The organism is Sphingobacterium bovisgrunnientis (assembly GCF_009829085.1).
In the GTDB taxonomy this organism is placed as follows: Bacteria; Bacteroidota; Bacteroidia; order Sphingobacteriales; family Sphingobacteriaceae; genus Sphingobacterium; species Sphingobacterium bovisgrunnientis.
Map to the genome: position 1 here is coordinate 74,531 of NZ_WUQY01000013.1, position 22,429 is coordinate 96,959.

18 protein-coding genes are annotated in these 22,429 nt (G+C 36.4%); 6 read left to right on the forward strand and 12 right to left on the reverse strand.

Annotated features, from left to right (window positions below; all coding sequences use genetic code 11):
* Window positions 1-63 precede the first annotated feature (63 nt).
* The gene (gene lipA / locus GOQ16_RS08405; RefSeq protein WP_160068873.1) at window positions 64-945 is read left to right on the forward strand and encodes a lipoyl synthase; all 882 of its coding nucleotides are present in this window, start codon (window positions 64-66) and stop codon (window positions 943-945) included.
* Between the two features lie 30 nt (window positions 946-975).
* Here the strand turns inward: lipA and GOQ16_RS08410 are convergent, their stop codons facing one another.
* From GOQ16_RS08410 to GOQ16_RS08425, 4 genes are all read right to left on the reverse strand, one after another.
* On the reverse strand, window positions 976-2,604 hold the full coding sequence (locus GOQ16_RS08410; RefSeq protein ID WP_160068874.1) for an amidohydrolase: 1,629 nt from the start codon (window positions 2,602-2,604) through the stop codon (window positions 976-978).
* Window positions 2,605-2,713: 109 nt separating this feature from the next.
* On the reverse strand, window positions 2,714-3,268 hold the full coding sequence (locus GOQ16_RS08415; protein WP_160068875.1) for a NifU family protein: 555 nt from the start codon (window positions 3,266-3,268) through the stop codon (window positions 2,714-2,716).
* 66 nt (window positions 3,269-3,334) lie between these two features.
* The gene (gene purB, locus GOQ16_RS08420; RefSeq protein WP_160068876.1) at window positions 3,335-4,684 is read right to left on the reverse strand and encodes an adenylosuccinate lyase; all 1,350 of its coding nucleotides are present in this window, start codon (window positions 4,682-4,684) and stop codon (window positions 3,335-3,337) included.
* Between the two features lie 144 nt (window positions 4,685-4,828).
* Window positions 4,829-5,038: a hypothetical protein gene (locus GOQ16_RS08425; protein ID WP_149913074.1), complete on the reverse strand. Its 210-nt coding sequence runs from the start codon at window positions 5,036-5,038 to the stop codon at window positions 4,829-4,831.
* Window positions 5,039-5,274: 236 nt separating this feature from the next.
* Between GOQ16_RS08425 and GOQ16_RS08430 the strand changes: the two genes are divergently transcribed.
* Window positions 5,275-6,624: an acyl-CoA dehydrogenase family protein gene (locus tag GOQ16_RS08430; protein ID WP_160068877.1), complete on the forward strand. Its 1,350-nt coding sequence runs from the start codon at window positions 5,275-5,277 to the stop codon at window positions 6,622-6,624.
* A gap of 51 nt (window positions 6,625-6,675) precedes the next feature.
* Here the strand turns inward: GOQ16_RS08430 and GOQ16_RS08435 are convergent, their stop codons facing one another.
* The 4 genes from GOQ16_RS08435 to GOQ16_RS08450 all read right to left on the reverse strand — a co-directional run bounded on the left by GOQ16_RS08435 (window position 6,676) and on the right by GOQ16_RS08450 (window position 11,326).
* Window positions 6,676-7,905, reverse strand: coding sequence for an OmpA family protein (locus GOQ16_RS08435; protein ID WP_240140982.1), 1,230 nt, complete (start codon window positions 7,903-7,905; stop codon window positions 6,676-6,678).
* A 292-nt stretch (window positions 7,906-8,197) separates the two neighbouring features.
* On the reverse strand, window positions 8,198-9,529 hold the full coding sequence (locus tag GOQ16_RS08440; protein WP_160068879.1) for an OmpA family protein: 1,332 nt from the start codon (window positions 9,527-9,529) through the stop codon (window positions 8,198-8,200).
* A gap of 122 nt (window positions 9,530-9,651) precedes the next feature.
* Window positions 9,652-10,512 carry a universal stress protein gene (locus GOQ16_RS08445; RefSeq protein ID WP_160068880.1) on the reverse strand — a complete coding sequence of 287 codons (861 nt, stop codon included), beginning with the start codon at window positions 10,510-10,512 and terminating at the stop codon, window positions 9,652-9,654.
* A gap of 10 nt (window positions 10,513-10,522) precedes the next feature.
* The gene (locus GOQ16_RS08450) at window positions 10,523-11,326 is read right to left on the reverse strand and encodes a universal stress protein (RefSeq protein ID WP_160068881.1); all 804 of its coding nucleotides are present in this window, start codon (window positions 11,324-11,326) and stop codon (window positions 10,523-10,525) included.
* Between the two features lie 193 nt (window positions 11,327-11,519).
* Between GOQ16_RS08450 and alaS the strand changes: the two genes are divergently transcribed.
* The 3 genes from alaS to GOQ16_RS08465 all read left to right on the forward strand — a co-directional run bounded on the left by alaS (window position 11,520) and on the right by GOQ16_RS08465 (window position 16,048).
* Entirely contained in the window at window positions 11,520-14,135 is a 2,616-nt protein-coding gene (gene alaS / locus GOQ16_RS08455; RefSeq protein WP_160068882.1) for an alanine--tRNA ligase, read from the forward strand.
* Window positions 14,136-14,153: 18 nt separating this feature from the next.
* Window positions 14,154-15,254, forward strand: a complete 1,101-nt coding sequence (locus GOQ16_RS08460) for a TlpA family protein disulfide reductase (RefSeq protein ID WP_160068883.1) — start codon at window positions 14,154-14,156, stop codon at window positions 15,252-15,254.
* 104 nt (window positions 15,255-15,358) lie between these two features.
* Window positions 15,359-16,048 (forward strand): response regulator transcription factor, encoded by a 690-nt coding sequence (locus GOQ16_RS08465; RefSeq protein WP_149913066.1) that lies wholly within the window; start codon window positions 15,359-15,361, stop codon window positions 16,046-16,048.
* A 128-nt stretch (window positions 16,049-16,176) separates the two neighbouring features.
* Here GOQ16_RS08465 and yidC read toward each other — a convergent pair whose 3' ends face one another.
* From yidC to GOQ16_RS08485, 4 genes are all read right to left on the reverse strand, one after another.
* Window positions 16,177-17,973 (reverse strand): membrane protein insertase YidC, encoded by a 1,797-nt coding sequence (yidC, locus tag GOQ16_RS08470; protein ID WP_160068884.1) that lies wholly within the window; start codon window positions 17,971-17,973, stop codon window positions 16,177-16,179.
* A gap of 22 nt (window positions 17,974-17,995) precedes the next feature.
* Window positions 17,996-19,612 carry a CTP synthase gene (gene pyrG, locus GOQ16_RS08475; protein ID WP_160068885.1) on the reverse strand — a complete coding sequence of 539 codons (1,617 nt, stop codon included), beginning with the start codon at window positions 19,610-19,612 and terminating at the stop codon, window positions 17,996-17,998.
* 162 nt (window positions 19,613-19,774) lie between these two features.
* The gene (locus GOQ16_RS08480) at window positions 19,775-20,848 is read right to left on the reverse strand and encodes a family 10 glycosylhydrolase (RefSeq protein ID WP_160068886.1); all 1,074 of its coding nucleotides are present in this window, start codon (window positions 20,846-20,848) and stop codon (window positions 19,775-19,777) included.
* Entirely contained in the window at window positions 20,841-21,938 is a 1,098-nt protein-coding gene (locus GOQ16_RS08485; protein WP_160068887.1) for a carbohydrate-binding family 9-like protein, read from the reverse strand. The genes GOQ16_RS08480 and GOQ16_RS08485 overlap by 8 nt, the downstream gene beginning before the upstream one ends.
* Before the next feature lie 105 nt (window positions 21,939-22,043).
* Here GOQ16_RS08485 and GOQ16_RS08490 point away from each other — a divergent pair, with 105 nt between their 5' ends.
* Window positions 22,044-22,379: an aldo/keto reductase gene (locus GOQ16_RS08490; RefSeq protein ID WP_240140983.1), complete on the forward strand. Its 336-nt coding sequence runs from the start codon at window positions 22,044-22,046 to the stop codon at window positions 22,377-22,379.
* Window positions 22,380-22,429 lie beyond the last annotated feature (50 nt).

Genomic DNA, 22,429 nt, shown 5'->3' on the forward strand with positions numbered 1-22,429 from the left:
ATTGATGATTGCAGTAATAAATTATCATTTATAGATTTTGCAAAGTTTGCTTACATTTGTGTTATGATAGAACTACCCGTTATACCTGTCCAACAGACACAGCGCAAGCCTGATTGGTTGCGTGTAAAGCTTCCTGTAGGAAAAGAGTATCGTCATGTTCGTAATTTAGTAGACGAGCATAAATTACATACGATTTGTGAGAGTGGCAATTGTCCTAACATGGGTGAATGTTGGGGAGCAGGAACGGCTACATTTATGATTTTGGGGAATATCTGTACACGATCATGTTCATTCTGTGCGGTAGCAACGGGTCGACCATTGGCTGTGGATACGGATGAGCCAAATCGTGTAGCGAATTCCGTGAAGTTGATGCAGGTAAAGCATTGTGTAATTACTTCGGTGGATCGTGATGATTTAAAAGATGGTGGTTCTACGATTTGGGCAGAAACTATTAATGCTATTCGTCGCGAAAGTCCTGAAACGACATTAGAGACGTTGATTCCTGATTTTAAAGGACAATGGGAGAATTTGGAACGCGTAATTGCTGTGCGTCCTGAGGTAGTTTCACACAATTTAGAAACTGTTCGTCGTTTAACAAGAGAAGTTCGCATACAGGCGAAATATGATCGTTCTTTAGAATGCCTTCGTCGTATTTCGGAAGCAGGATTACGAACAAAATCAGGTATTATGCTTGGGCTAGGAGAGACGGAAGAAGATGTAATCGAAGCGATGCAAGATTTGTATAACGTTGGTGTGCATATTTTGACTTTAGGTCAATATCTTCAACCGACGAAAGCACATCATCCGGTGATTGATTGGATTACGCCTGCACAATTTGATAAATACAAACAAATAGGTTTGGAAATGGGCTTTAAATATGTAGAATCGGGGCCTTTGGTTCGTTCTTCATACCATGCGGAAAAACATTTATTCGATATGCAATAAAAAAATGGAGCTTATGAGCTCCATTTTTTGTTAGGGTTTTATGTAAACCGATTCTCCGGCGATCACCGTTCGAAGGGTTTTGATATTTCTCAATTTATTGTTTTCTGCGGTCATAATATCATCTTCTAGCATTACAAAATCAGCATCTTTCCCCTTTTCAATAGAACCACGTTTCTTCTCTTGCAAAGCACCAAATGCAGCCCAGATAGTCATTCCGCGAAGCGCTTCTTCTCGTGAAAGTGCTTGGTCAATTTGAAAACCTTCTTTAGGTAATCCCAATGCATTTTGACGCGTTACAGCTGCGTGAAAACTGTATAATGGATTGAAGTGTTCAATAGGAAAATCGGTACCTATAATTACTTTGCCGTACGCTTCTACTAATTTTTTATAAGCGTACGCTCCTTTAGCTCTTTCTGCACCGAGTCTATCATTGATCCAACCCATGTCAGAAGTTGCATGTGTAGGTTGAATAGATGGAATAATATTAAACGTTTTGAATTTGATAAAATCTGAAGGATGTACGACTTGCGCATGTTCGATACGCCATCTTTTGCTTTTCACATTTAGTGCGCCATAGATATCCAACAGCATTCTATTTGTAGAGTCACCAATCGCATGAATCGCTACTTGAAAAGGAGAGTTGGCTAAGAGTGCTAAAGATTCTTCGAATTCTGCTCGAGAATGTAGCAGAAAACCTTTTGTGCTATCATCACTGTAATTTTCCAAAAGGCAGGCACCACGTGATCCCAATGCGCCATCAGCCATTAGTTTTATCGCTTTGATGTTTAGTCTATCGGATTCGTAAATTCCTTCATTGATGTATTTTGAAATATTATGAGGTTCGGCAAATAGCATTGCATAATTGCGAATTTTCAAAGAATCTTGTTCGTAAAATTTCTTTAGCAATTCCAATTGTTCGGTATCTAATCCCGCATCCACGACTGATGTTAATCCCACAGAAAACAAAGAATCCTGCGCTTGTCTAAGTTTTTGAAGAATATTTATTTCATTTCCGGCTGGAATATATTTTGTCACATGTGCCATCGCATTATCTATCAAAACACCTGTAATACGTTGAGCAGAATCAACATCTATTTTTCCGCCTTCTACATTAACTACAGTGTCTATTTGTGCAATACGCAAGGCTTCTGAATTAGCAATAGCTGCATGGTAATCGATGCGATGTAAGAATACAGGAATATCAGGGAAATATTTATCTAACGTATCGCGGTGCGGATATGCATTGTCAGGCCAGAGGTTTTGATCCCATCCACCACCTAATATCCATTTTGTTTCAGGGTTCTTTTTTCTATACTCTTGCACTTTTGAAATAAGTTCATCTATGGATTTGCATCCAACCAAATCTACTTGTTGCAAGTAATCGGCCAACATAAATGTATGTGCATGACCATCATAAAATCCTGGGTAAATCGGTTTTTGCTGTGCGTCAATAATTTCTTTGGCTTTATATCGTGCTAATATTTGTTTACTCGTACCAATATCGATGAAAATACCATTTTTTACGGCAAATGCTTCTCGAATTGTAAAAGTAGAATCAACTGTATATACTTTTGCATTGTGTACAATTAGATCAACTTCAATATTCGTTGTACAGCGTATAAAAAGAATAATTGTGATGAGTAAGCCTATATATTTCATGCAGAGTGGATAATTTATTAAAGTTAATCAATGGATTGGATAACTACATAAAAAAGGCCTAGTAAAGTTTTACTAAGCCTTCTTACGAATATAATATCTTGGATTCCGATTACATAGCTTCTGCTACGACTTCTTCAACCTCAGGAACCATACGTTTTAGTAATCCTTCAATTCCGGATTTCAACGTAATAGTCGAAGAAGGACAGCCACTACATGAACCTCTTAATTCGACAGTTACTGTGCCATTTTCGAAAGATTTGTAGGCAATAGCACCACCATCTTGTTCTACAGCAGGTCTTACATAATCGTGTAATACTTGTTGAATTTTGATTTCTGTATCCGTACCTTCAAAAGTTACATCTTCATCTTTTGCAACCTCTTGGATTTTCAATTCCGATTCAACAGCGCCTTTTACAAATTCTTTCAATAGCGCTTCGATATCACTCCAGTCTGCATCATCAGTTTTCGTAATCGTCACAAAATTAGAAGCAAAGAAAACACCATTTACAAAGTTGAATTTGAATAATTCGCGCGCGAAAGGTGACTCTTGTGCTTTTTCTCTATCTGGAAAATCTACACTTCCGTTGATTAAAAGTTTATTTACCAAAAACTTCATTGTCGAAGGGTTTGGAGTAGATTCTGTATATACGTTAATTGTTGCCATAATTATTAAAAAATTATTCAAATATAGTAGATAGAAAAATGATCCACGTCATTGAATCGTAAAAGCTTACAAAGCTACACCGGTGTAATTTGAAGGTGTGATATTTTTGATTTCAGCTTTAACTTCGTCAGATACATTTAGACCTTCTACGAAAACTGCAATTGTTTCTTGTGTCACATGTGCATTTGTGCGTGTCAAATCTTTCAATGCTTCGTATGGTTTAGGATAACCTTCTCGACGAAGAATTGTTTGAATAGCTTCTGCCACTACAGCCCAATTGTTTTCTAGATCTTTTTGGAAAGCGTCAGCATTTAAAATTAATTTACGTAGACCACGCAAAGTCGATTTGAACGCAATCAACGTATGTGCAAATGGAACACCAACGTTACGTAATACCGTAGAATCAGTTAAATCACGTTGTAACCTTGAAATAGGCAATTTAGCAGCCAGATGTTCTAAAATAGCATTAGCAATACCCAAGTTTCCTTCCGCATTTTCGAAATCAATAGGATTTACTTTGTGTGGCATTGCAGAAGAACCAATTTGTCCAGCTGTGATTTTTTGCTTAAAGTAATCCATAGAGATATACGTCCAAATATCTCTGCAAAGGTCGATTACGATATTGTTGATACGTTTTAATGCATCGCAACTTGCCGCAAAATTATCGTAATGTTCAATTTGTGTTGTTGTCTGCGAACGATCAAGACCTAATTGTTCATTAACAAATTTATTTCCAAAAGCAACCCAATCCAATTGCGGATAGGCCACATGATGTGCATTGAAATTACCAGTAGCACCACCAAATTTCGCAGAATAAGGAACAGTTTTCAATGTGTTAACTTGTTTTTCGATACGCTCAATGAAAACCTTGATCTCTTTCCCCAAACGAGTAGGAGATGCGGGTTGTCCGTGTGTACGGGCCAACATTGAAATATCTTTCCATTCGTCAGATAATCCCTTCAATTCATTTATTAATTCAGTGACTGTAGGTAGGTAAACATTATTGATCGCTTCTTTCCAAGAGTACGGAATAGCTGTATTGTTAATATCTTGAGAAGTCAAACCGAAGTGAATGAACTCTAAAGAATCGTGTAAGCCTAATTTCTCAAATTCATTTTTCAAAAAATATTCTACGGCTTTCACATCGTGGTTGGTTACTTTCTCCGTGTCTTTGATCCATTGCGCATCTTCGATTGAAAAGTTCTGATAAATATTTCTCAATTTATCATTTAAAGAACCATCAAAATGTGTTAATTGTGGTATTCCTGATTCAGCTAAGGCTATAAAATATTCTACTTCTACTAGAACGCGGTATTTGATAAGTGCAAATTCTGAGAAATAGTCAGATAATTCTTTTGTAGCATTGTAATATCTTCCGTCTACTGGAGTGACGGCTGTAAGCGATGATAATGTCATAAGTTAAAATAATACAAGTCAGAAGGACTAATTAAGTTAGCCTCAAAAATAAGAAATATTACGTTTATTCGGGGATTTATATAAACAAAAAAGCCCGTGTCATCAGAACACGAGCTTTTTGGAGTATTTTAACTCTTATCGGAATTATTGAGCGTTAGCAACTGAATCAGCGATAGAATCAACAACTGCAGTAGCTGAATCAGCTGTAGCGTTGATAGAATCAGTTAAAGCTGTAGCTGTAGAATCGATAACGTTAGTTAAAGAATCAGCAGTTTCTTCAGTTTTTGTAGTGTTGTTACATGAAACTACAGTTAAAGCTAATGCTAAAAATCCGAATGCGAATAAATTTTTCATCTTTTAATTTTCTATTTTAATTGAAACAATTTCGTTTACTATACCTATTAATACGGGTAACCATAAAAGGTAACCCAAAAAATAAAACTTTTTTTATTTTTAATATAACAAACTGATTATCAGTTATTAAAAATAATTTTCGTGTTATTTCGGATGCAAATATAGTATACATTTCTTGAAATGCAACAATAAAAAGTTATTTTAATAAAAAAAGATCATACACAAAAGGAGATATTATGTTTGAGAAGATTCAAAAATTGATAAAGTTGTTTAAATCAGTGGATTTGGCACAACTTGAAAAATTATCCCAAAAAGTTGATTTAGCTGCGGTAATAAATTCGGTATCCAAAATGGATGAGCGGCAACTACAAATGGCAATGAAAATGCTTACTTCACAAAAGAAGAAAAAAGATCCACCGCCCATTGATGCAGATTTTTATGCTGTAGAAGCAAAGTTGTCTCCTGCGGATAGAGAATTGCAGTTGAAAGTGAGGGCTTTTTTGGAAGCAGAAATAAAGCCTTTAGTCAATAAATATTGGTTGCATGATGAATTCCCTTTTGAAATAATTCCAAAATTGGCTGAGCTGAATGTCTGCGGGTACGTATATGAAGGCTATGGCTGTGCAGGTGGAACTTCATTAATGGACGGGATTATTGCCGCTGAATTTGGGCGTATCGATCCTTCGATTGCAACCTTCTTAGGTGTGCAAAGTGGCTTGGCCATGGGATCTATATATATGTGCGGTTCGGAAGAGCAAAAACAAGAATGGTTGCCACAGATGCAACAATTGAAAAAAATAGGTGCTTTTGGGTTGACGGAGCCTGAAGTTGGATCAGCTACGGCTGGTGGTTTGACGACTACTTGTAAGAAAACGGCAGAAGGTTGGGTGCTGAATGGACAGAAAAAATGGATAGGTAATTCAACATTTTCGGATATAACAATAATTTGGGCTCGTGACGTTGATGACAATCAAGTCAAAGGTTTTATTGTTCGGAAAGAAAATCCAGGTTTTTCTGTAGAAAAGATCAAAGGCAAAATGGCACTTCGTATTGTGCAAAATGGCTTGATTACATTGACAAATTGTATAATCCCTGAATCCGATAGATTGCCGAATGCAAATTCGTTTAAAGATACAGCCAAAGTATTGCAGATGACAAGAGCTGGGGTTGCGTGGATGGCGGTTGGTTGTGCGCGTGGAGCTTATGAAAATGCCTTGGAATATACGTTGAAGCGTGAACAGTTTGGAAAACCTATCGCCTCTTTCCAATTAATACAAAATCATTTGGTAGAAATGCTATCTAACCTCACGGCAATGCAGACACTTACATATAGATTGTCTGAATTACAAGATGAAGGTAAATTGAAAGATGAACATGCGTCTTTAGCTAAGGTATTCTGCACATTGCGTACTCGAGATATTGTGTCGCGTGCACGAGAAGTGATGGGAGGAAATGGAATTTTACTAGAATATAATGTAGCTAGATTTTTAGCTGATGCTGAAGCAATATATTCTTACGAAGGCACAAAAGAAATCAATTCTTTAATAGTAGCAAGAAGTATTACAGGCTTTAGTGCTTTTGTGTAAATATAAAGGGGAACTCGCCAGTTCCCCTTTAACCTTTAACAATCCTGAGAATTAATATAGTGAAAATTCTACGCGGCGATTTTGTTGACGACCTTCTTCCGTACTATTCGAACTAATAGGGAATTTAGCGCCATGTCCTGCAGTCTCAATTTTATTTGAACTTACTCCTTTTGAAACTAAGTAAGCTTTAACTGCATCAGCACGATCTTTAGATAACTTTTGGTTTACAGCAGCACTGCCAATGTTATCAGTATATCCATCTAATTTTAGATTATATCCTTTGTCTTTCATTAAATCAGCTACTTTGTTTAAATAACTATTAGATGAAGAACGGATAGTAGCTTGGTTGAAATCGAATTCTAAATTTCGGACAGCCTCAATAATTACTTGTTTTTCGCTTTCAGGTAATTTTAATTCTGGAAGAGGACAACCTGAACCATCTACTTTTGTACCTACAGGTGTATTTGGACACTTGTCATATACATTTGCTACACCGTCATTATCATCATCCTTTAAGCCATTAACTAAGTTGCCTAATTGATCTTTAACTTCCTGATTAGATTTCAAAATAGCATCTTGAGCAGCCTTTAACTCATCATATTTTTGTGCTAATAGATCTGCTGAATTGTTGCGTTTAGTATTTTGAATAAATGGTTTTTCTTTTGAACCTAGTGCAAATTCTAATCCCGTGTGGAGATAAGAGAATAGATCATAAGGGAATGTATTGACTTGCTTGCCATCGAAATAATCATTAGTCCAGTTGAATTGATAGCCTAAATCCAAGTTAACACCTTTTCCGATAACAAATTTTAAACCTAGGTCAGCAGGTACAAAAACTCTTTTTACATCCACTTCAGAGGAGCCTGAACTTCTGTTAGCATTTAAATAACCAATTCCTGCTGCTACATATGGTCTTACTACTTTTGAATTGAATAAATTTGACACATATTCCCCTGAGAATGCAAGTGACCAAGGTAATTTAGTTTCAAACTGCGTAGTTGAATTAGATTCTTCGCGAATCTTACCACCTAAATACTGGAGTTTAAATCCGAAATTTGGTGATAAGTGCTTTTTAATATAAGCACTATAGCCTAACTCTAAATTGCCTTTATTAAATCCAAATTTGCTTTCTTGGCTTAACAAACCACCGTTCAAACCGAATGACCAAGTTCTATACGTAGAGCTAGGTAGAGAACTGTCATAAATAGCATCTTGAGCGTAAATGCTTGATGTCGCTAATAGTCCGAGTAATAATCCAGACGTCTTAATAAAATTATTCATTTTCATAATAGAGTACATTTTAACCATAAACAAAAGCAATATAAAATTGTTTTATACAACATTGTGTTGCAAATATAAATATTACTTCTTGATTTTAATGAGATTTGATATTTATTTTAAAATAAATTCAATTGGTTTTATTTATTAAGTTTTTGTTAATCAATTTGTTTTGTGATTTTTCTTGGGATTTTTTATTCAATGATGTAGTTTAAAACTTACAATTGGTGGCATAAAAAAAAACGGCTTTGAGATTAATCAAAGCCGTTTTAAATAATTTAATGTGTAATTTATATTAAAATAGTGTAAATTCTACACGACGATTTTGCTGACGACCTTCAGCTGTGCTGTTTGACGCGATAGGTTGGTTTGGACCGTAACCAGTAGCTTCGATACGTGAAGCGTTGGCACCTTTAGATACTAAATAAGCTTTCACTGCTTCTGCACGCTCTTTAGATAATCGTAAGTTTGTTTGTAAAGAACCTGTGTTGTCTGTATGTCCAGCTAATTTTAAGCTAAAGTTTTTCTCAATTAAAATTGCAGCAACTCTGTCTAATGAAGCGTATGAAGTCGAACGAATAGTTGATTTACCAGTTTCGAATTCTAAGTTTTTGATGGCTTCATCTACTACTTTTTTATCTTCTTCTGTTACAACGATTTTTTCGATAACTTTAGTCTCGTTTTTAACTGTAATTGGACATCCAGCACCATCTACCTGTACACCAGTTGGCGTATTAGGACATTTGTCAAATTTGTTAGGTACACCATCACCATCGTCATCTTTTAGACCATCATTGATTTGTTGTATTTGGCCTTTTAACTCGCTGTTTGAAGCAATTAAAGCGTCGCGTTCTGCTTTGATTTCATCGTATTTTTTGTTCACATCAGATGCTAGTGTTGCTGCTGGATTGCTATTGCCTAAGAAAGGTTTTCCTGATCCACCGATAGCAAACTCTAAACCTGCGTGTGCATAAGAGAATAAGTCATTTTTGTATTGACCTCCAGTGATACCGTCGAAATCTTGATTAGACCAGTTTAGTTGGTAACCTAAATCTAAGTTAACACCTTTAGCGATAGCAAATTTCAAACCTGCGTCTACTGGTACATATAATTTTGTTTGTGCGCTAGCTGTGTTAGAACCAGCTGCAGTAGTAGTAGTGGTCTCAAAATTCAACGCACCTACACCAACTGAGAAATAAGGTTTAATAATGCTATTTACGAATCTCCAGTTTGTATTAGCTAACGTCCATTCAGCGGATAATGCTGCTGACCAAGGTGTTTTAGTTTCAAATTCAGAAATTGCAGCACCTGCTGTCTCGTTAGCACCACCGATTTTTCCACCTAAATATTGAGCTTTCAATCCAAATGAAGGTGAAATATATTTTTTAATATAAGAGCTATACCCAAGATTGTGGTTTAATTTATCGAAACCAGCACGATTAAACCCGAATATATTAGATTGATTTAAAACACCGGCATTTAATCCAATTGACCATGTTTTATAATCTGAACTCGGAGCAAAAGGGGTAGTTCCATCGATTGTAGAATGTGAAACTTGTGCAAAAGCAACGGTCGAAAATAGTCCAGCTGCTAATGCAAGAGAGATTTTTTTGTAGTTGTTAATCATAATATATCTTTTTCTTCCTGTAAGACAATTATGTTGCCAAAAAAATAAATCTTAAAACAATGATTCCAAAAAGATTCATTGTTTTAAGATTTATGTAATTATTTATCTACAAAGATTTAGTTTTAAATTTCTGATCTTCTAGCAAAGAACTTTGGTATTTTAATGTCGTAAGCCATTTTTTTAACAATATTTTCCTCGATAATCTTCCTTAAAAAAGATTTTTTACTTTTTGTTACTAATAGTACATCTAATAACTCATCCGATATCACTGTATTAATTGCTGAAGAAATATCCTCTTTATATTGTACAAAGAAAGTTTGTGCTTTGATCACATAGGAGATATCTTCAATACCTGTTTCTTCGATAATCTTATCAATAAACACATCAAAGCTTTTATCAATATTATGAATGGACTCATCCGAAGTATTGACATGGATTAACACCAATTCGAAATCAGTACCGTAAACTTTTACAGCCTGCTTCAAAACATCTATTTCACCATATTTGAAATTACATAGTAGACCTACTTTTTCTACTTTGTATTTCTTTTCACTATAGGGAACTGCTAATACGGGAACTTTTGTGTTTAAAAATACATCAAACATATTGGAACCAGTAAGCAAAGCATCTAAACCAAAAGCCCCTTTTGTACCCATTATTATGGCACTGTATTGTTCTTGAACTGCTAATCTTCGTACTTCATCGTAAAGGTTACCATCAGCATATAGTGATTGAAATGAAATTTCTTGTGTTTCACTTTTTTGGCTTTCGATCAATTGTGCCATTTTTTGTTTAGCTTCTGGTACACGAGGATCTACTAAGCCAGGATCTTGTAAAGCATTATGGTAAATATTACTGTGATCTGTGAAAACGTGTAATAAATCAATTTGAAAATTGTTCTTTTCAGCTAATTGTACTGCATATTCTACGGCTTTGTCAGAATGTATAGAAAAATCAACAGGTATTAAAATTTTATTGCTCATATGCTTTGTATTAAATATTATCAAAGAATGTTGGTTTTTGTAAAGTCAATGTGATCTGGCGCGAGACAGAAGTATTTATTATTCTTTCAAAAAATGATTTTCGAGTTTTAGTCACCAGAATTGAATCGTAATTATTTGTGGTGATAATATGATTAATTACTTCAGGAATTGTATCCAATTCTTCATAGTTGTGCTGAATAGGTTGTGCAATAATGTTGATAGACTCTATGCCACTCAATTGTTTGATGTTAAAAGTCCAATCTTCCAAATCTTGTTGCACTTCAGCCGCCTTTTTATTGTCTTTGAAGATGTGAATAATGTCCAAATGCTTTATCGGAGATACTTCGTTTATATACGCATTAAGCGTTTCAATTTCCTCTGCTTTGAAATTTGTTAATATAGCTGCTTTATCAGTTGAAAATTTTTCTGTTGCGCTAGGAATCGCAATGACCGGAATTTTAGCTTTACTCGTGATAAAGGAAGTGTTACTTCCCCAGATAACTGATTTCCCCTTACCTGCACCTGTTGTACCCAATACGATTAAAACAAACGTGGGTGCAACTGCATATTCTGGTAATACATCTGTCAGCAAGCGGGAGACACATTCGGTTTCAATTTGCAAAGCAGAATATTCCTGTAGCAATGAAGACTTTAATTCTTGAATTTGCGAATCTGCGGTATCTACGGTGCTGGTTGTATAACAATGAAATAATAGAATGTCGTAATTGTTTTGCGCTGCAACTTGGCACGCATAAAGTGCTGCAGACAAGGCGTTGGCTGAAAAATCTGTAGGTACTAAAATCTTTTTTCTCATATAATCTTGGGGTCGCTGTAAGTAATAGCCTAAAATTACTAAACATTATTCAATAAAAAGATGATGTGTTGCACCTTTTAAAAATGATTGTTGTCGTTATTTAGTTCAAATTAAAAAGCTTAACAAAACTGGAATATGATTGTATTAGCCAGCTATTTTGAGTAAATTTGCGACTTTAAAAAAGTATAATTTCATGACCAGTAGAGAAATACGCGCAGCGTTTTTGGATTTTTTTCAAAGCAAATCACACCATATCGTACCATCGGCTCCCGTGGTAGTCAAAAATGACCCTACTTTGATGTTTACAAATGCCGGAATGAACCAATTCAAAGAATTGTTTTTGGGAGAATCCGCGGTTAAATATCCGAGAGTAGCCGATACACAACGTTGTTTGCGCGTATCTGGAAAGCACAATGACTTGGAAGAAGTGGGGATTGATACGTATCACCATACCTTATTCGAAATGTTGGGGAACTGGTCATTTGGCGATTACTTCAAAAAAGAAGCTATAGAATGGGCTTGGGAATTATTGACAGAAGTCTATAAATTGGACAAAGACCGTTTGTATGTAACGATTTTTGAAGGTGATGCTTCTGAGAATTTGGAGCGTGATACGGAAGCTTATGAATTTTGGAAGTCACTTATAGCTGAAGACAGAATCTTATTAGGAAATAAAAAGGATAACTTTTGGGAAATGGGTGACCAAGGACCCTGTGGACCTTGTTCTGAAATCCATTTTGATATGCGTTCAACAGAAGAGCGCGCACAAGTAAAAGGTCAAGATTTGGTAAATGCGGACCATCCTCAAGTGATTGAGATTTGGAACTTAGTATTTATGCAGTTCAACCGCTTGAAAAACGGAAGTTTAGAATCTTTACCAAATAAACATGTGGATACGGGGATGGGCTTTGAGCGTTTGGTGCGTTGTATTCAAGGCAAAACATCCAACTACGATACCGATGTATTTCAACCGTTGATTTCATTTATCTCGGAAAAATCGGGCATTAAATACGGAGCTGACGAGAAAACGGATATCGCTATGCGTGTGATTTCGGATCATATACGTGCGGTGAGTTTCGCTATTGCTGACGGTCAATTACCTTCAAACAATAAAGCAGGTTACGTAATCCGTCGTATTTTACGTCGTGCGGTACGTTATGCGTATACATTCTTGAATTTCAAAAATCCGTTTTTCCACGAATTAGTTCCTGTATTAGCTGAGCAATTCAAAGGGGTATTTGATGAGTTGTATGCACAGCAAGATTTCGTGGAGAAAGTAATTTTAGAAGAAGAAGTTTCATTCTTACGTACATTGACAACCGGTATTCAGCGATTTGAAAACTACGCAGAAGGAAATAAAATCATTGATGGTGATTTTGCTTTCGAACTGTTTGATACATACGGTTTCCCTATCGACTTGACGGATTTATTAGCTCGTGAAAAGGGTTTGACAGTTGATATGGAAGCTTTCGATAAAGCTTTACAAGCGCAAAAAGATCGATCAAGAGCAGCTACAGCTATTGATACTGGCGATTGGGTAATTGTTAATGATAGTGACGATACCGAATTTGTGGGTTATGATACTTTAACTGCTACTACAGAAATCGTAAAATACCGTAAAGTTTCGGCTAAGGGTAAAGATCAATACCAGTTGGTGTTATCGGTTACGCCTTTCTATGCTGAAGGTGGTGGTCAAGTAGGGGATTCAGGAGTTTTAGTGTCAGAATCTGGTGAGAAAGTATTTATAACAGATACAAAGAAAGAAAATGGTCTTTTCGTTCACTTCGTGAATCAATTGCCTTCTTCTTTGGAAGGAACTTTTGAAGCTAAAGTAGATGTTGCTAAGCGTTTGGATACAGAATCAAACCACTCTGCGACGCACTTGTTGCATGCAGCTTTGAAACAAGTTTTAGGTGATCATGTGAATCAAAAAGGTTCATTGGTAAATCCTGATGTATTACGTTTTGATATTTCGCATTTCTCAAAGATGACTTATGACGAAATCAAAGCAGTTGAAGATATCGTAAATGCAAAAATTCGTGAGAATATTGCGTTGAAAGAAGAGCGTCAAGTTCCATATCAAAAAGCAATAGATTCTGGTGTGACAGCTTTATTCGGTGAAAAATATGGTGATTTCGTTCGTGTCATTACTTTTGAAGATAAATTTTCAAAAGAGCTTTGTGGCGGTACGCACGTGAAAGCAACTGGACAGATTGGATTCTTCAAGATTGTGTCGGAGTCGGCTGTTGCGGCAGGTGTACGTCGTATCGAAGCGATCACGGGTACAAAAGCTACTGCGGTGATTCGTGAGCATTTTGAGTTGGCGCAAAATATGCGTGAGATATTAAATAATCCGAAAGATTTCATTTCTGCAGTTTCTAAAATTGTGGAAGAAAATGGAGCATTGAAGAAAGAAATCGAAAATACTATTCGTGAGAAATCACTTTCAATGAAGAAAGATTTGGAAGCTAAATTCGAAACTATAGATGGCGTGAATTTCTTGGCTTCTAGAGTTGATTTACCAAATGCGGATGCGGTAAAAACGTTAGCTTACGCATTAAAAGGCGCTTTGAATAATTTATTCCTAGTCTTGGGTGCTGAATTTGATGGAAAACCAAGTTTAACGGTGGTTGTTTCGGAAGATTTAGTGAAAGAAAAAGGATTAAATGCAGGTGCAATTATTCGTGATTTAGCAAAAGATATACAAGGTGGCGGTGGCGGTCAGCCATTCTTTGCGACAGCAGGTGGTAAAGAAGCAAGTGGTTTGGACAAAGCAATTGCGCGTGCAAAGGATTTTTTGACAAAATAAACTTTTAAAACAGATACTATGAGAAAGCTACAATCTTTTTTGGCGGGTGCGGCATTATTAAGTGTGATTGGATGTTCGAACAAAGACACAATTTCAATTTCGGGAGAAATTAAAAATCCTGGAAACGTGAAAGTGGTAGCTTTTTATGAAGGTGATCGTAAGTTGGATTCTGTCTTTCTTTCGGATCTTAATAAATTCCAATTTGAACGACCAGCTACGCAATCGCGTCTGATGTCTGTTCAAATTGGTAATAATAAATACCCAATTATTCTCACTCCAGGAGAAGAAGTGGTGTTTAATGCGGACTTACAGAATCCTGAAACTTATGATGTGCAGGGATCAGATTTGTCTACAGCTTTGAAGCAATTTGCGCCCATCAAGGCGCGTAAAGAATTCGTAGAAGATTCCTTGCAATCGGATTTTACAAAGCGTATTGCTGATAAATCAGAAGCTGAAATTGACATTCTGCGTTCGGAATATTTAGCGGAATACCGTAATAGCATGCGTTTCTATACGAAAGAAGCGGTTTCTTTTGCTGAAAAGCAAAATGATTTGGCTGGATTTTTTGCAATGAGCACCTTGGATCCTGAATTGGCTGAATCAGAATTGATAGCTTATTCGGATAAAATTAAGACACAGTTTGAAGATAACGCCATTGTCAATCAATTCCGTGAGGAAATTGAAAAATTGAAAAGATTGGCTGTTGGACAACCTGCGCCAGAGTTTGAAGCGTACACGCCAAGTAACAAGACGGTGAAGCTTTCGGATTACCGCGGTAAATATGTGTTGGTAGATTTCTGGGCTTCGTGGTGTGTGCCATGTCGCAAAGAAAATCCAAATTTAGTCCGTATTTACAACGATTACAAAAACAAGGGGTTTGAAATATTGGGCGTTTCTTTAGATAACAATCCTGGTTCTTGGATGCGTGCTATCGAAGAAGATAAGTTAACATGGACCAATATCTCGGATTTGAAAGCTTGGTCTTCGGACTTGATTATCGATTACCGCATTAAAGCGATCCCTAGCTCAGTGGTATTGGATCCTGACGGCAAAATTTTGGCTAAAAACTTGCGCAGTAAAGAGTTGGAAGACTTACTCAAAACCATTCTTACAAAATAAAACATTTATGAAATTGTTAAGTCTATTTTAGGGCTTAACAATTTCATAATATTTGATTAACTTTATCTTACCATTAAGTACATATTTTAGCAAAAAAACAAGCTATGAGTGTCAAGCAAAAAATACTTGTGGTAGATGATGAGCAGGATATTTTAGATCTCATTTCCTACAACTTAACACGAGAAGGTTACCAGGTATACACCGCTACCAATGGAAGACTTGCAATAGAGAAAGCCAAAGAAGTAAATCCTGATTTAATTATTTTAGATGTCATGATGCCTGTGATGGACGGTATTGAAGCGTGTCGTGTGATGCGTGCTATGCCCGAATTCAAACATACATTTATGGTATTTCTGACAGCGCGTAGCGAGGAATATTCAGAAATCGCTGGGTTTCACGTGGGAGCTGATGATTATATTGCGAAACCTATCAAACCACGTGCGTTGATGTCACGTATCAATGCTATTTTGCGTAGAACAAGTCAAGAAATCGTGGAAGCACCTTCAGACAAAGTTACAATCGCGGACTTGGTAATAGATCGTGATGAATTTATTGTTTATCGTGGTGAAGAAAAAATTATTTTAGCGCGTAAGGAATTTGAATTGCTATACTTGTTAGCATCCAAACCGAACAAAGTCTACACACGCGAACAAATTTTGAAAGCTATTTGGGAAGATTCTGTGGTGGTTACCAACCGTACGATTGACGTTCATATTCGTAAGCTTCGTGAGAAAATTGGCGAAACATACGTTTCTACTGTAAAAGGCGTAGGTTATAAGTTTGACTTGAATTAATATTAGCAATTTTTAAGCATAATTTTTTTGATTCCTGTCGTCGGAATGACGAAGTAGAAATAAAACAAAACTCCCGATTAGTGAATAACTAATCGGGAGTTTTGTTTTATGTATAATCTCGGTGGAGATTATTTGTTTTTATTGTGTTGTGCAGCTTGTTGCTGTCTCATCATTTCTTCCATTTTTGCTTGGAAAGATGATTTCTTTTGCACTTTTGGATTTTTCTTGTTCTCTTCTAATTTCGCTAAGATTTTGTCATCATCGATTGATTGACGGATGATAAATTGCGTTAAGAATGTGAATACAGCACCTAAGAAGTAATAGTAATTCAATCCAGCAGGGAAACTATTCAACATAAAGAAGAACAATAATGGCATGATGTAACCAATGTATTTCATTTGGCTAGCCATTCCTGATGTCGCTCCTGATGTTACGTTATTGTACCAAGTTGTCAACAATGTAACCAATGTCATCAACACACACATTAGTGAAACGTGACCAATACCCATTATCGGACTGAAAGAAAAGAATGTATCGTATGTTGATAAATCTTTCATCCAAAGGAAGCTCTCACCTCTTAGTTCGTACAAGTTCGGGAAGAAGAAGAAGAAAGCTAAGGTAAATGGCATTTGCAATAACAAAGGCAAACAACCGCCAAGTGGATTTACACCCGCTTGTTTGTATAATTTCATTTGCTCTTGTTGCAACAACATGGGGTTGTCTTCGCCTACTTTTTCTTTGATAGTGTCCAATTGTGGTTTCAACACGCGCATTTTTGCCATCGACAAATACGATTTGCGTGTCAGTGGGAACATCGCACCTTTCAACAATAAAGTCAAAATCAAAATCACGATACCATAGCTCAATGCATAACCATCCAACCAATCAAATAAAGGAACAGTGATGAATCTGTTGATCAAACCGATAGGTCCCCAACCCATATTGATAAGCTTGTCATACGATTGACCTTCTGCTTTTAACGTATTGTATTTGTTTGGCCCGAAGAAATAGTTGAATTCGTAATGATTGTTTGCTTGGGCATTGAACCCTAATTCCGCAGTAGCTTTGAACGTTTTCACTACACCATCTTGTGTAGCGATTTTTGTTACTAAGTTTGTGTTTTCAAATTTTTGTTTTGAAGAAAGGATAGAAGAGAAGAAGTGTTGCTTAAACGCAATCCATTCCAATTTGCTCTCGTCCAATTTTTCTTCGTCATCACTTGTTTCAGATAAGTAATCAATGTTCGCTTCAGCGTCTTTGAAGAAAATTGTTGATTTTTCTCTTTCAGATTTGATATTTTGCTCTTTTTGTAAAATGGTAGTTTCCCAATCTAAAATCAATGACTTTTGCTGAACATCAACTAGATTTTGAATACCAACTGCATTAACATTTAAAGCTACATTATGTCCATCCGTAAGTGTATACGTGTATTCTAAATATTGATCAGCTTTATAGCTTAGACGCAAAGTCGCTGATTTAGCGGATTTATTTACTACCGAAAATAATAGATCATTCGTGTAAATATTTTCGCCAGCAGCTTTGAAAATGAAACCAAATTTATTGTTGTCTCCTTCAATGATATTTAAGGCTGAGCCATCGAAGTTTTCTTCACCTTTCAATAATACATTCTTAACTTTAGCACCTTTAGTAGTCAAGTCGATTTTAAGAATGTCATTTTCTAATGTTACTAATTCCTCTTGACCAACTTTAGCTGCCCCAAATGGTTTTGCTAAAGCTGTTGAGTCCAATTGAAGAACTTGTGTGTTTGTATCTTGATTCGCTACTACGCCATTTTTCACGGCAGCAATAGAGTCTTGTCTTGCTTGTTCTAGTTTAATTTCAGCTTCGCTAGGCTTCATCAAGTAGAATGAGCCTCCGAAAATCAAGAAGATTAAAACTAATCCAATTATGTTATTTCTATCCATTTAAAATATTTTAGTCAAAAAATTATTTTTTTACTGTTTTTTTATTCGCTAAAGCAGCGGCTACAAAGCTAACAAAAAGTGGGTGAGGATTTGCAACAGTTGACTTTAATTCTGGGTGAAACTGTCCAGCCACGAAGAATGGATGATCTTTTAATTCAACGATCTCTACTAAACCTGTATCCGGATTGAATCCTGAAGCGATCATACCTGCATTCTCGTATTGTTCTAAGTAGTCGTTATTGAATTCATAACGGTGACGGTGACGTTCCGAAATTTTAGTTTTGCCATAAATAGCAAATGCTTTTGTACCTTTTTTGATTTCACAATCGTATGCACCTAAACGCATTGTACCACCCATATTTTTGATTGTTTTTTGTTCTTCCATCAAATTGATAACAGGGTGAGGTGTGTTTTCATTCATTTCGAATGAGTTGGCATCCTTCAATCCCAATACGTTACGGCCGAATTCTATTACTGAACATTGCATCCCTAGACAGATACCAAAGAACGGAATTTTGTTTTCACGTACGTGTTTGATAGTCGTTAGTTTACCTTCCAAACCACGTTCTCCAAATCCTGGAGCTACTAGCACGCCATCAATATTTTTTAGTTTATCTGCTACGTTCTCATCACTGATACTTTCAGCGGCAACGTATTTCACTTTTACTTTTGTTTCGTTTGCAGCACCAGCATGAATGAATCCTTCGATGATAGATTTGTACGCATCCGGAAGTTCAACGTATTTACCTACTAATGCGATGTTAATTTCATCTGTAGGATTTTTAAGACGACCTAAAAATGCTTTCCAGTTTTCTAAATTTGGCTCATTTTTAGTCGATAATTTCAACTTCGTTAATACCGTTTTGTCTAATTGCTCTTTCAACATCAAAAGAGGCACATCATAAATTGTCGATGCATCTATAGATTCAATTACAGCATTTACGTTAACATTACAGAATAACGCTAATTTTTTACGAATATCTTGGTTCAATTTATGTTCTGTACGACATACCAAAATATCAGGCTGAACGCCATATTCTAATAAAGTTTTTACGGAGTGTTGTGTTGGCTTTGTTTTTAATTCACCAGCAGCAGCCAAATAAGGAACCAATGTCAAGTGAATAACCAATGAATCGTTGTTACCTAATTCCCAACGTAATTGGCGAACCGCCTCTACGAAAGGAAGGGACTCGATATCACCTACAGTACCACCCAATTCTGTGATGACGATATCATACTCACCAGTCTGCCCCAAAAGCTGCATACGGCGTTTGATTTCGTCGGTGATGTGAGGTACCACCTGTACTGTTTTACCTAAGTAAGCACCTGCGCGCTCTTGTTCGATAACGTGTTTGTAGATACGACCTGTTGTCACATTGTTTGCTTGCGAAGTAGGTACATTCAAAAAACGCTCGTAGTGTCCTAAGTCTAGGTCTGTTTCTGCACCGTCCTCCGTCACGTAACACTCCCCATGCTCATATGGATTCAGGGTTCCTGGATCGATATTAATGTATGGATCAAACTTTTGAATGGTAACTTTAAAGCCACGTGCCTGTAGAAGCTTGGCAAGAGAGGCAGCAATAATGCCTTTCCCTAACGACGAGGTTACGCCGCCCGTAACAAAGATATATTTAGTCATAGCAATTATGGAATTTTCAACTATAGATGTGGGATTTTTACTCCATTACATCAGCCTTATGTACGGGATACAAAGGTAATATTTTTTTCTTGATTAGGGAAATTTTAATCACTTGATAAAATTTTCTTGCCTGACTTTTTCTAGTCATTGGCAAGAAAATTTTTAATGCAATTTGCGTAACAAATTGATGGTTTGGGTGTCAAATTCAGTCTCGCCGAACAGTGAGATACCTGCAGCACCTTTTGCCTTTGCTAAGGCAATAGCTTGCTCCAATTCATTTAGATTTTTAAAATCTGGCAAATACAACCCTGCGTAAAGCGGATATTTTTCTTTTAAAGAATTGACTCCTTCCTCAACCGCTGTTCCAATCCAATGGATAGGCTCTTTGTAGAAACCGTGATAGATCATCGGAAATACAGCCGAAAGATTCCACATGGGCCAATCTTGTCGCACGATTCGTCGCGCCAAATCTGGAGTAGGGAAGACAGCAGCGGTTACAGGTTTTTTGTATTCTTTTGCGACCTCGCAAACTCGATTAACGACTTTTGTGATTTGTCCATACCGAAATGCGCGCCACGACAAACTTTGTTCTGGCCTTTCGACTTTGTCTATATCTATTCCTGTATCTCTCAAAAAAGCTTCTTTACTAAATTTGCTATAACAAAAGTCATAATCCGCTAATTCGGTAGATTGGTCCAAGTTGTAGTTTTCCCAAAGATTAACTGGAAGTACAACGTCGGGATAACGAATGTAGTCCAGATGCAAACCATCGACATCTTCCATTTGTAATTGTTCACGTGCTTTTTCTTCCAAATATTTGGGTACATCAGGGTGTGAAGGACACAGAAATCTATAATAGCCGACATAAGGTGGATTGTCAGCGCAGGATTTTCCCGAACGGCTTACGGCGTAATATTCAGGATGTTTTTCCAACAATTCTTTTTCGCCACGATTCATTGTCCACATCCAACGGTGCGCTTCCATGCCAAATTCCTTCGTCAGCTGAAAATGCTTTTTGCTGTAATTTTCAAAGAAAAGGCCACGAACTCCAGCATCTTTATAGCTCTGTAGTTTTTTCTTTATTTGAGCTTCTGTTTCTTTATCATTTGGTCTTATCCAAAGCCAATAATCAAAAGTAAAAGAAGGTGAAGTATTGGCTAAAAGTTGGAAAGGATTTAACTGCAATGTTGCTAAACCCAGTCCTGCGGCCTTGAGAAATGATCGTCTGTTATTCATAATTCGTTGTAAAATTGCCGTGGCTATCTATGGTAAAATAATATTTTGAGTATTTTTCTTTTAATTTGAGGTGATAAAACTTCTTATTGGAAGAGAACGTTAATTGTACATCATACTTTGCCAAATCTTTTTCCAGCAACGTTGAATGTCCTTCCAATTCGGTTAAATCAAAACTAAAGTGTTGCTTTTTGTTAAAGTATGCCTGTTGCAAATAATAAATATTCCAGGCTGTTTTTTCGATTTCATAAAATGGCGGTAATGTAGTTGATTCATCATCATTGGTAAAACGTACGAAACCCCAACGTTCGGGATAGTGCATATTCACAAGTCCAATAGGTGACCATACCCAATTGTCTTCTGAAATATGTTTTCCATTCAATTTTTTACGTGAATACGCGCCTTCAATAACTTCGTGCTGCAATTGTACTCTGGAAAAGTTAATGCGCCAGAATGAATTGAGTTTAGGTGTAGTCGCACTGCCAAATTTTTGCAACGATTTAAAAGGTATAGCCATTTCTACAGCCCAATAACTATCTTCGTCTATGGAGTTGTTTAAGGTTCCTTCAATATATACTGCAGATTTTAAATTTTTGACATCCCAATGCATCACCGCCTGTCCTCCAAACCGATAGGGTTTGGGCATCATTAAGTCCATAATGGTATTGAGTGTATTCACTTCGATTTCATAATAAATAGGAGAGGCGTGATTTGGTTTTAAGAAAATCTCAAAATCATTGTCATGATAGATAATAGCATCATGTTCTTGAAGTGTTCCCCAGATATGAGGCTCTTGCAGTTTGGCGTAAATGTATAAATTTTCATCATCCCAAAGCATTTTATAGCGGGTCCGATATGTTGGTTTGGGTTTGTTAGTGCCTTCAATATCAATAAAATCAGATGACCAAGGTGCGGTATCCCAAATGGATTCCATCTTTCCATCAATATCAATTTTACTGTCAATTTTCTTAGCTGAATAGATTTTGGGGGTAGGTTGCAAAGCTTCAACCTGCGCCAAATTATTTTGTGCATTAGTAGGCGTGTAAAAGTATACTAGAATTGTGAACAATAGAATTGGATAGCGTTTTTTCATGGTTAATCCAATTTACATAATTAAATCTTTAACTATAGCTTTTTCGAAAGTATAGTATGTAAATGCTGTAGATTTTTTACATTTAAATAAAAAAATAAGATAACTATGGAATATAGAAGAATGGGGAAAACAGGACTGCAATTGAGTGTTTTATCTTTTGGGTCTTGGGTGACATTTGCACGCCAAACTGGTGATCAGGAAAATGATAAATTGATGTCTATCGCTTATGATGCTGGCGTGAATTTCTTTGATAATGCTGAAGTCTATTCCGCTGGACAATCCGAAGAAATGATGGGGCGCGTGCTGAAGGGCAAAAATTGGGATCGTACATCTTATGTTTTGTCAAGCAAGGCTTTCTTTGGTTGGAAAGGAGAGGACAAAAAACCAAATCAACATGGCTTAAGCCGCAAACATGGATCATGTACAAAACCTGTGGACTAAGCAAATAACTTAGTCAATCTGAATAAGAAAAAATTGATATCACGAACCCC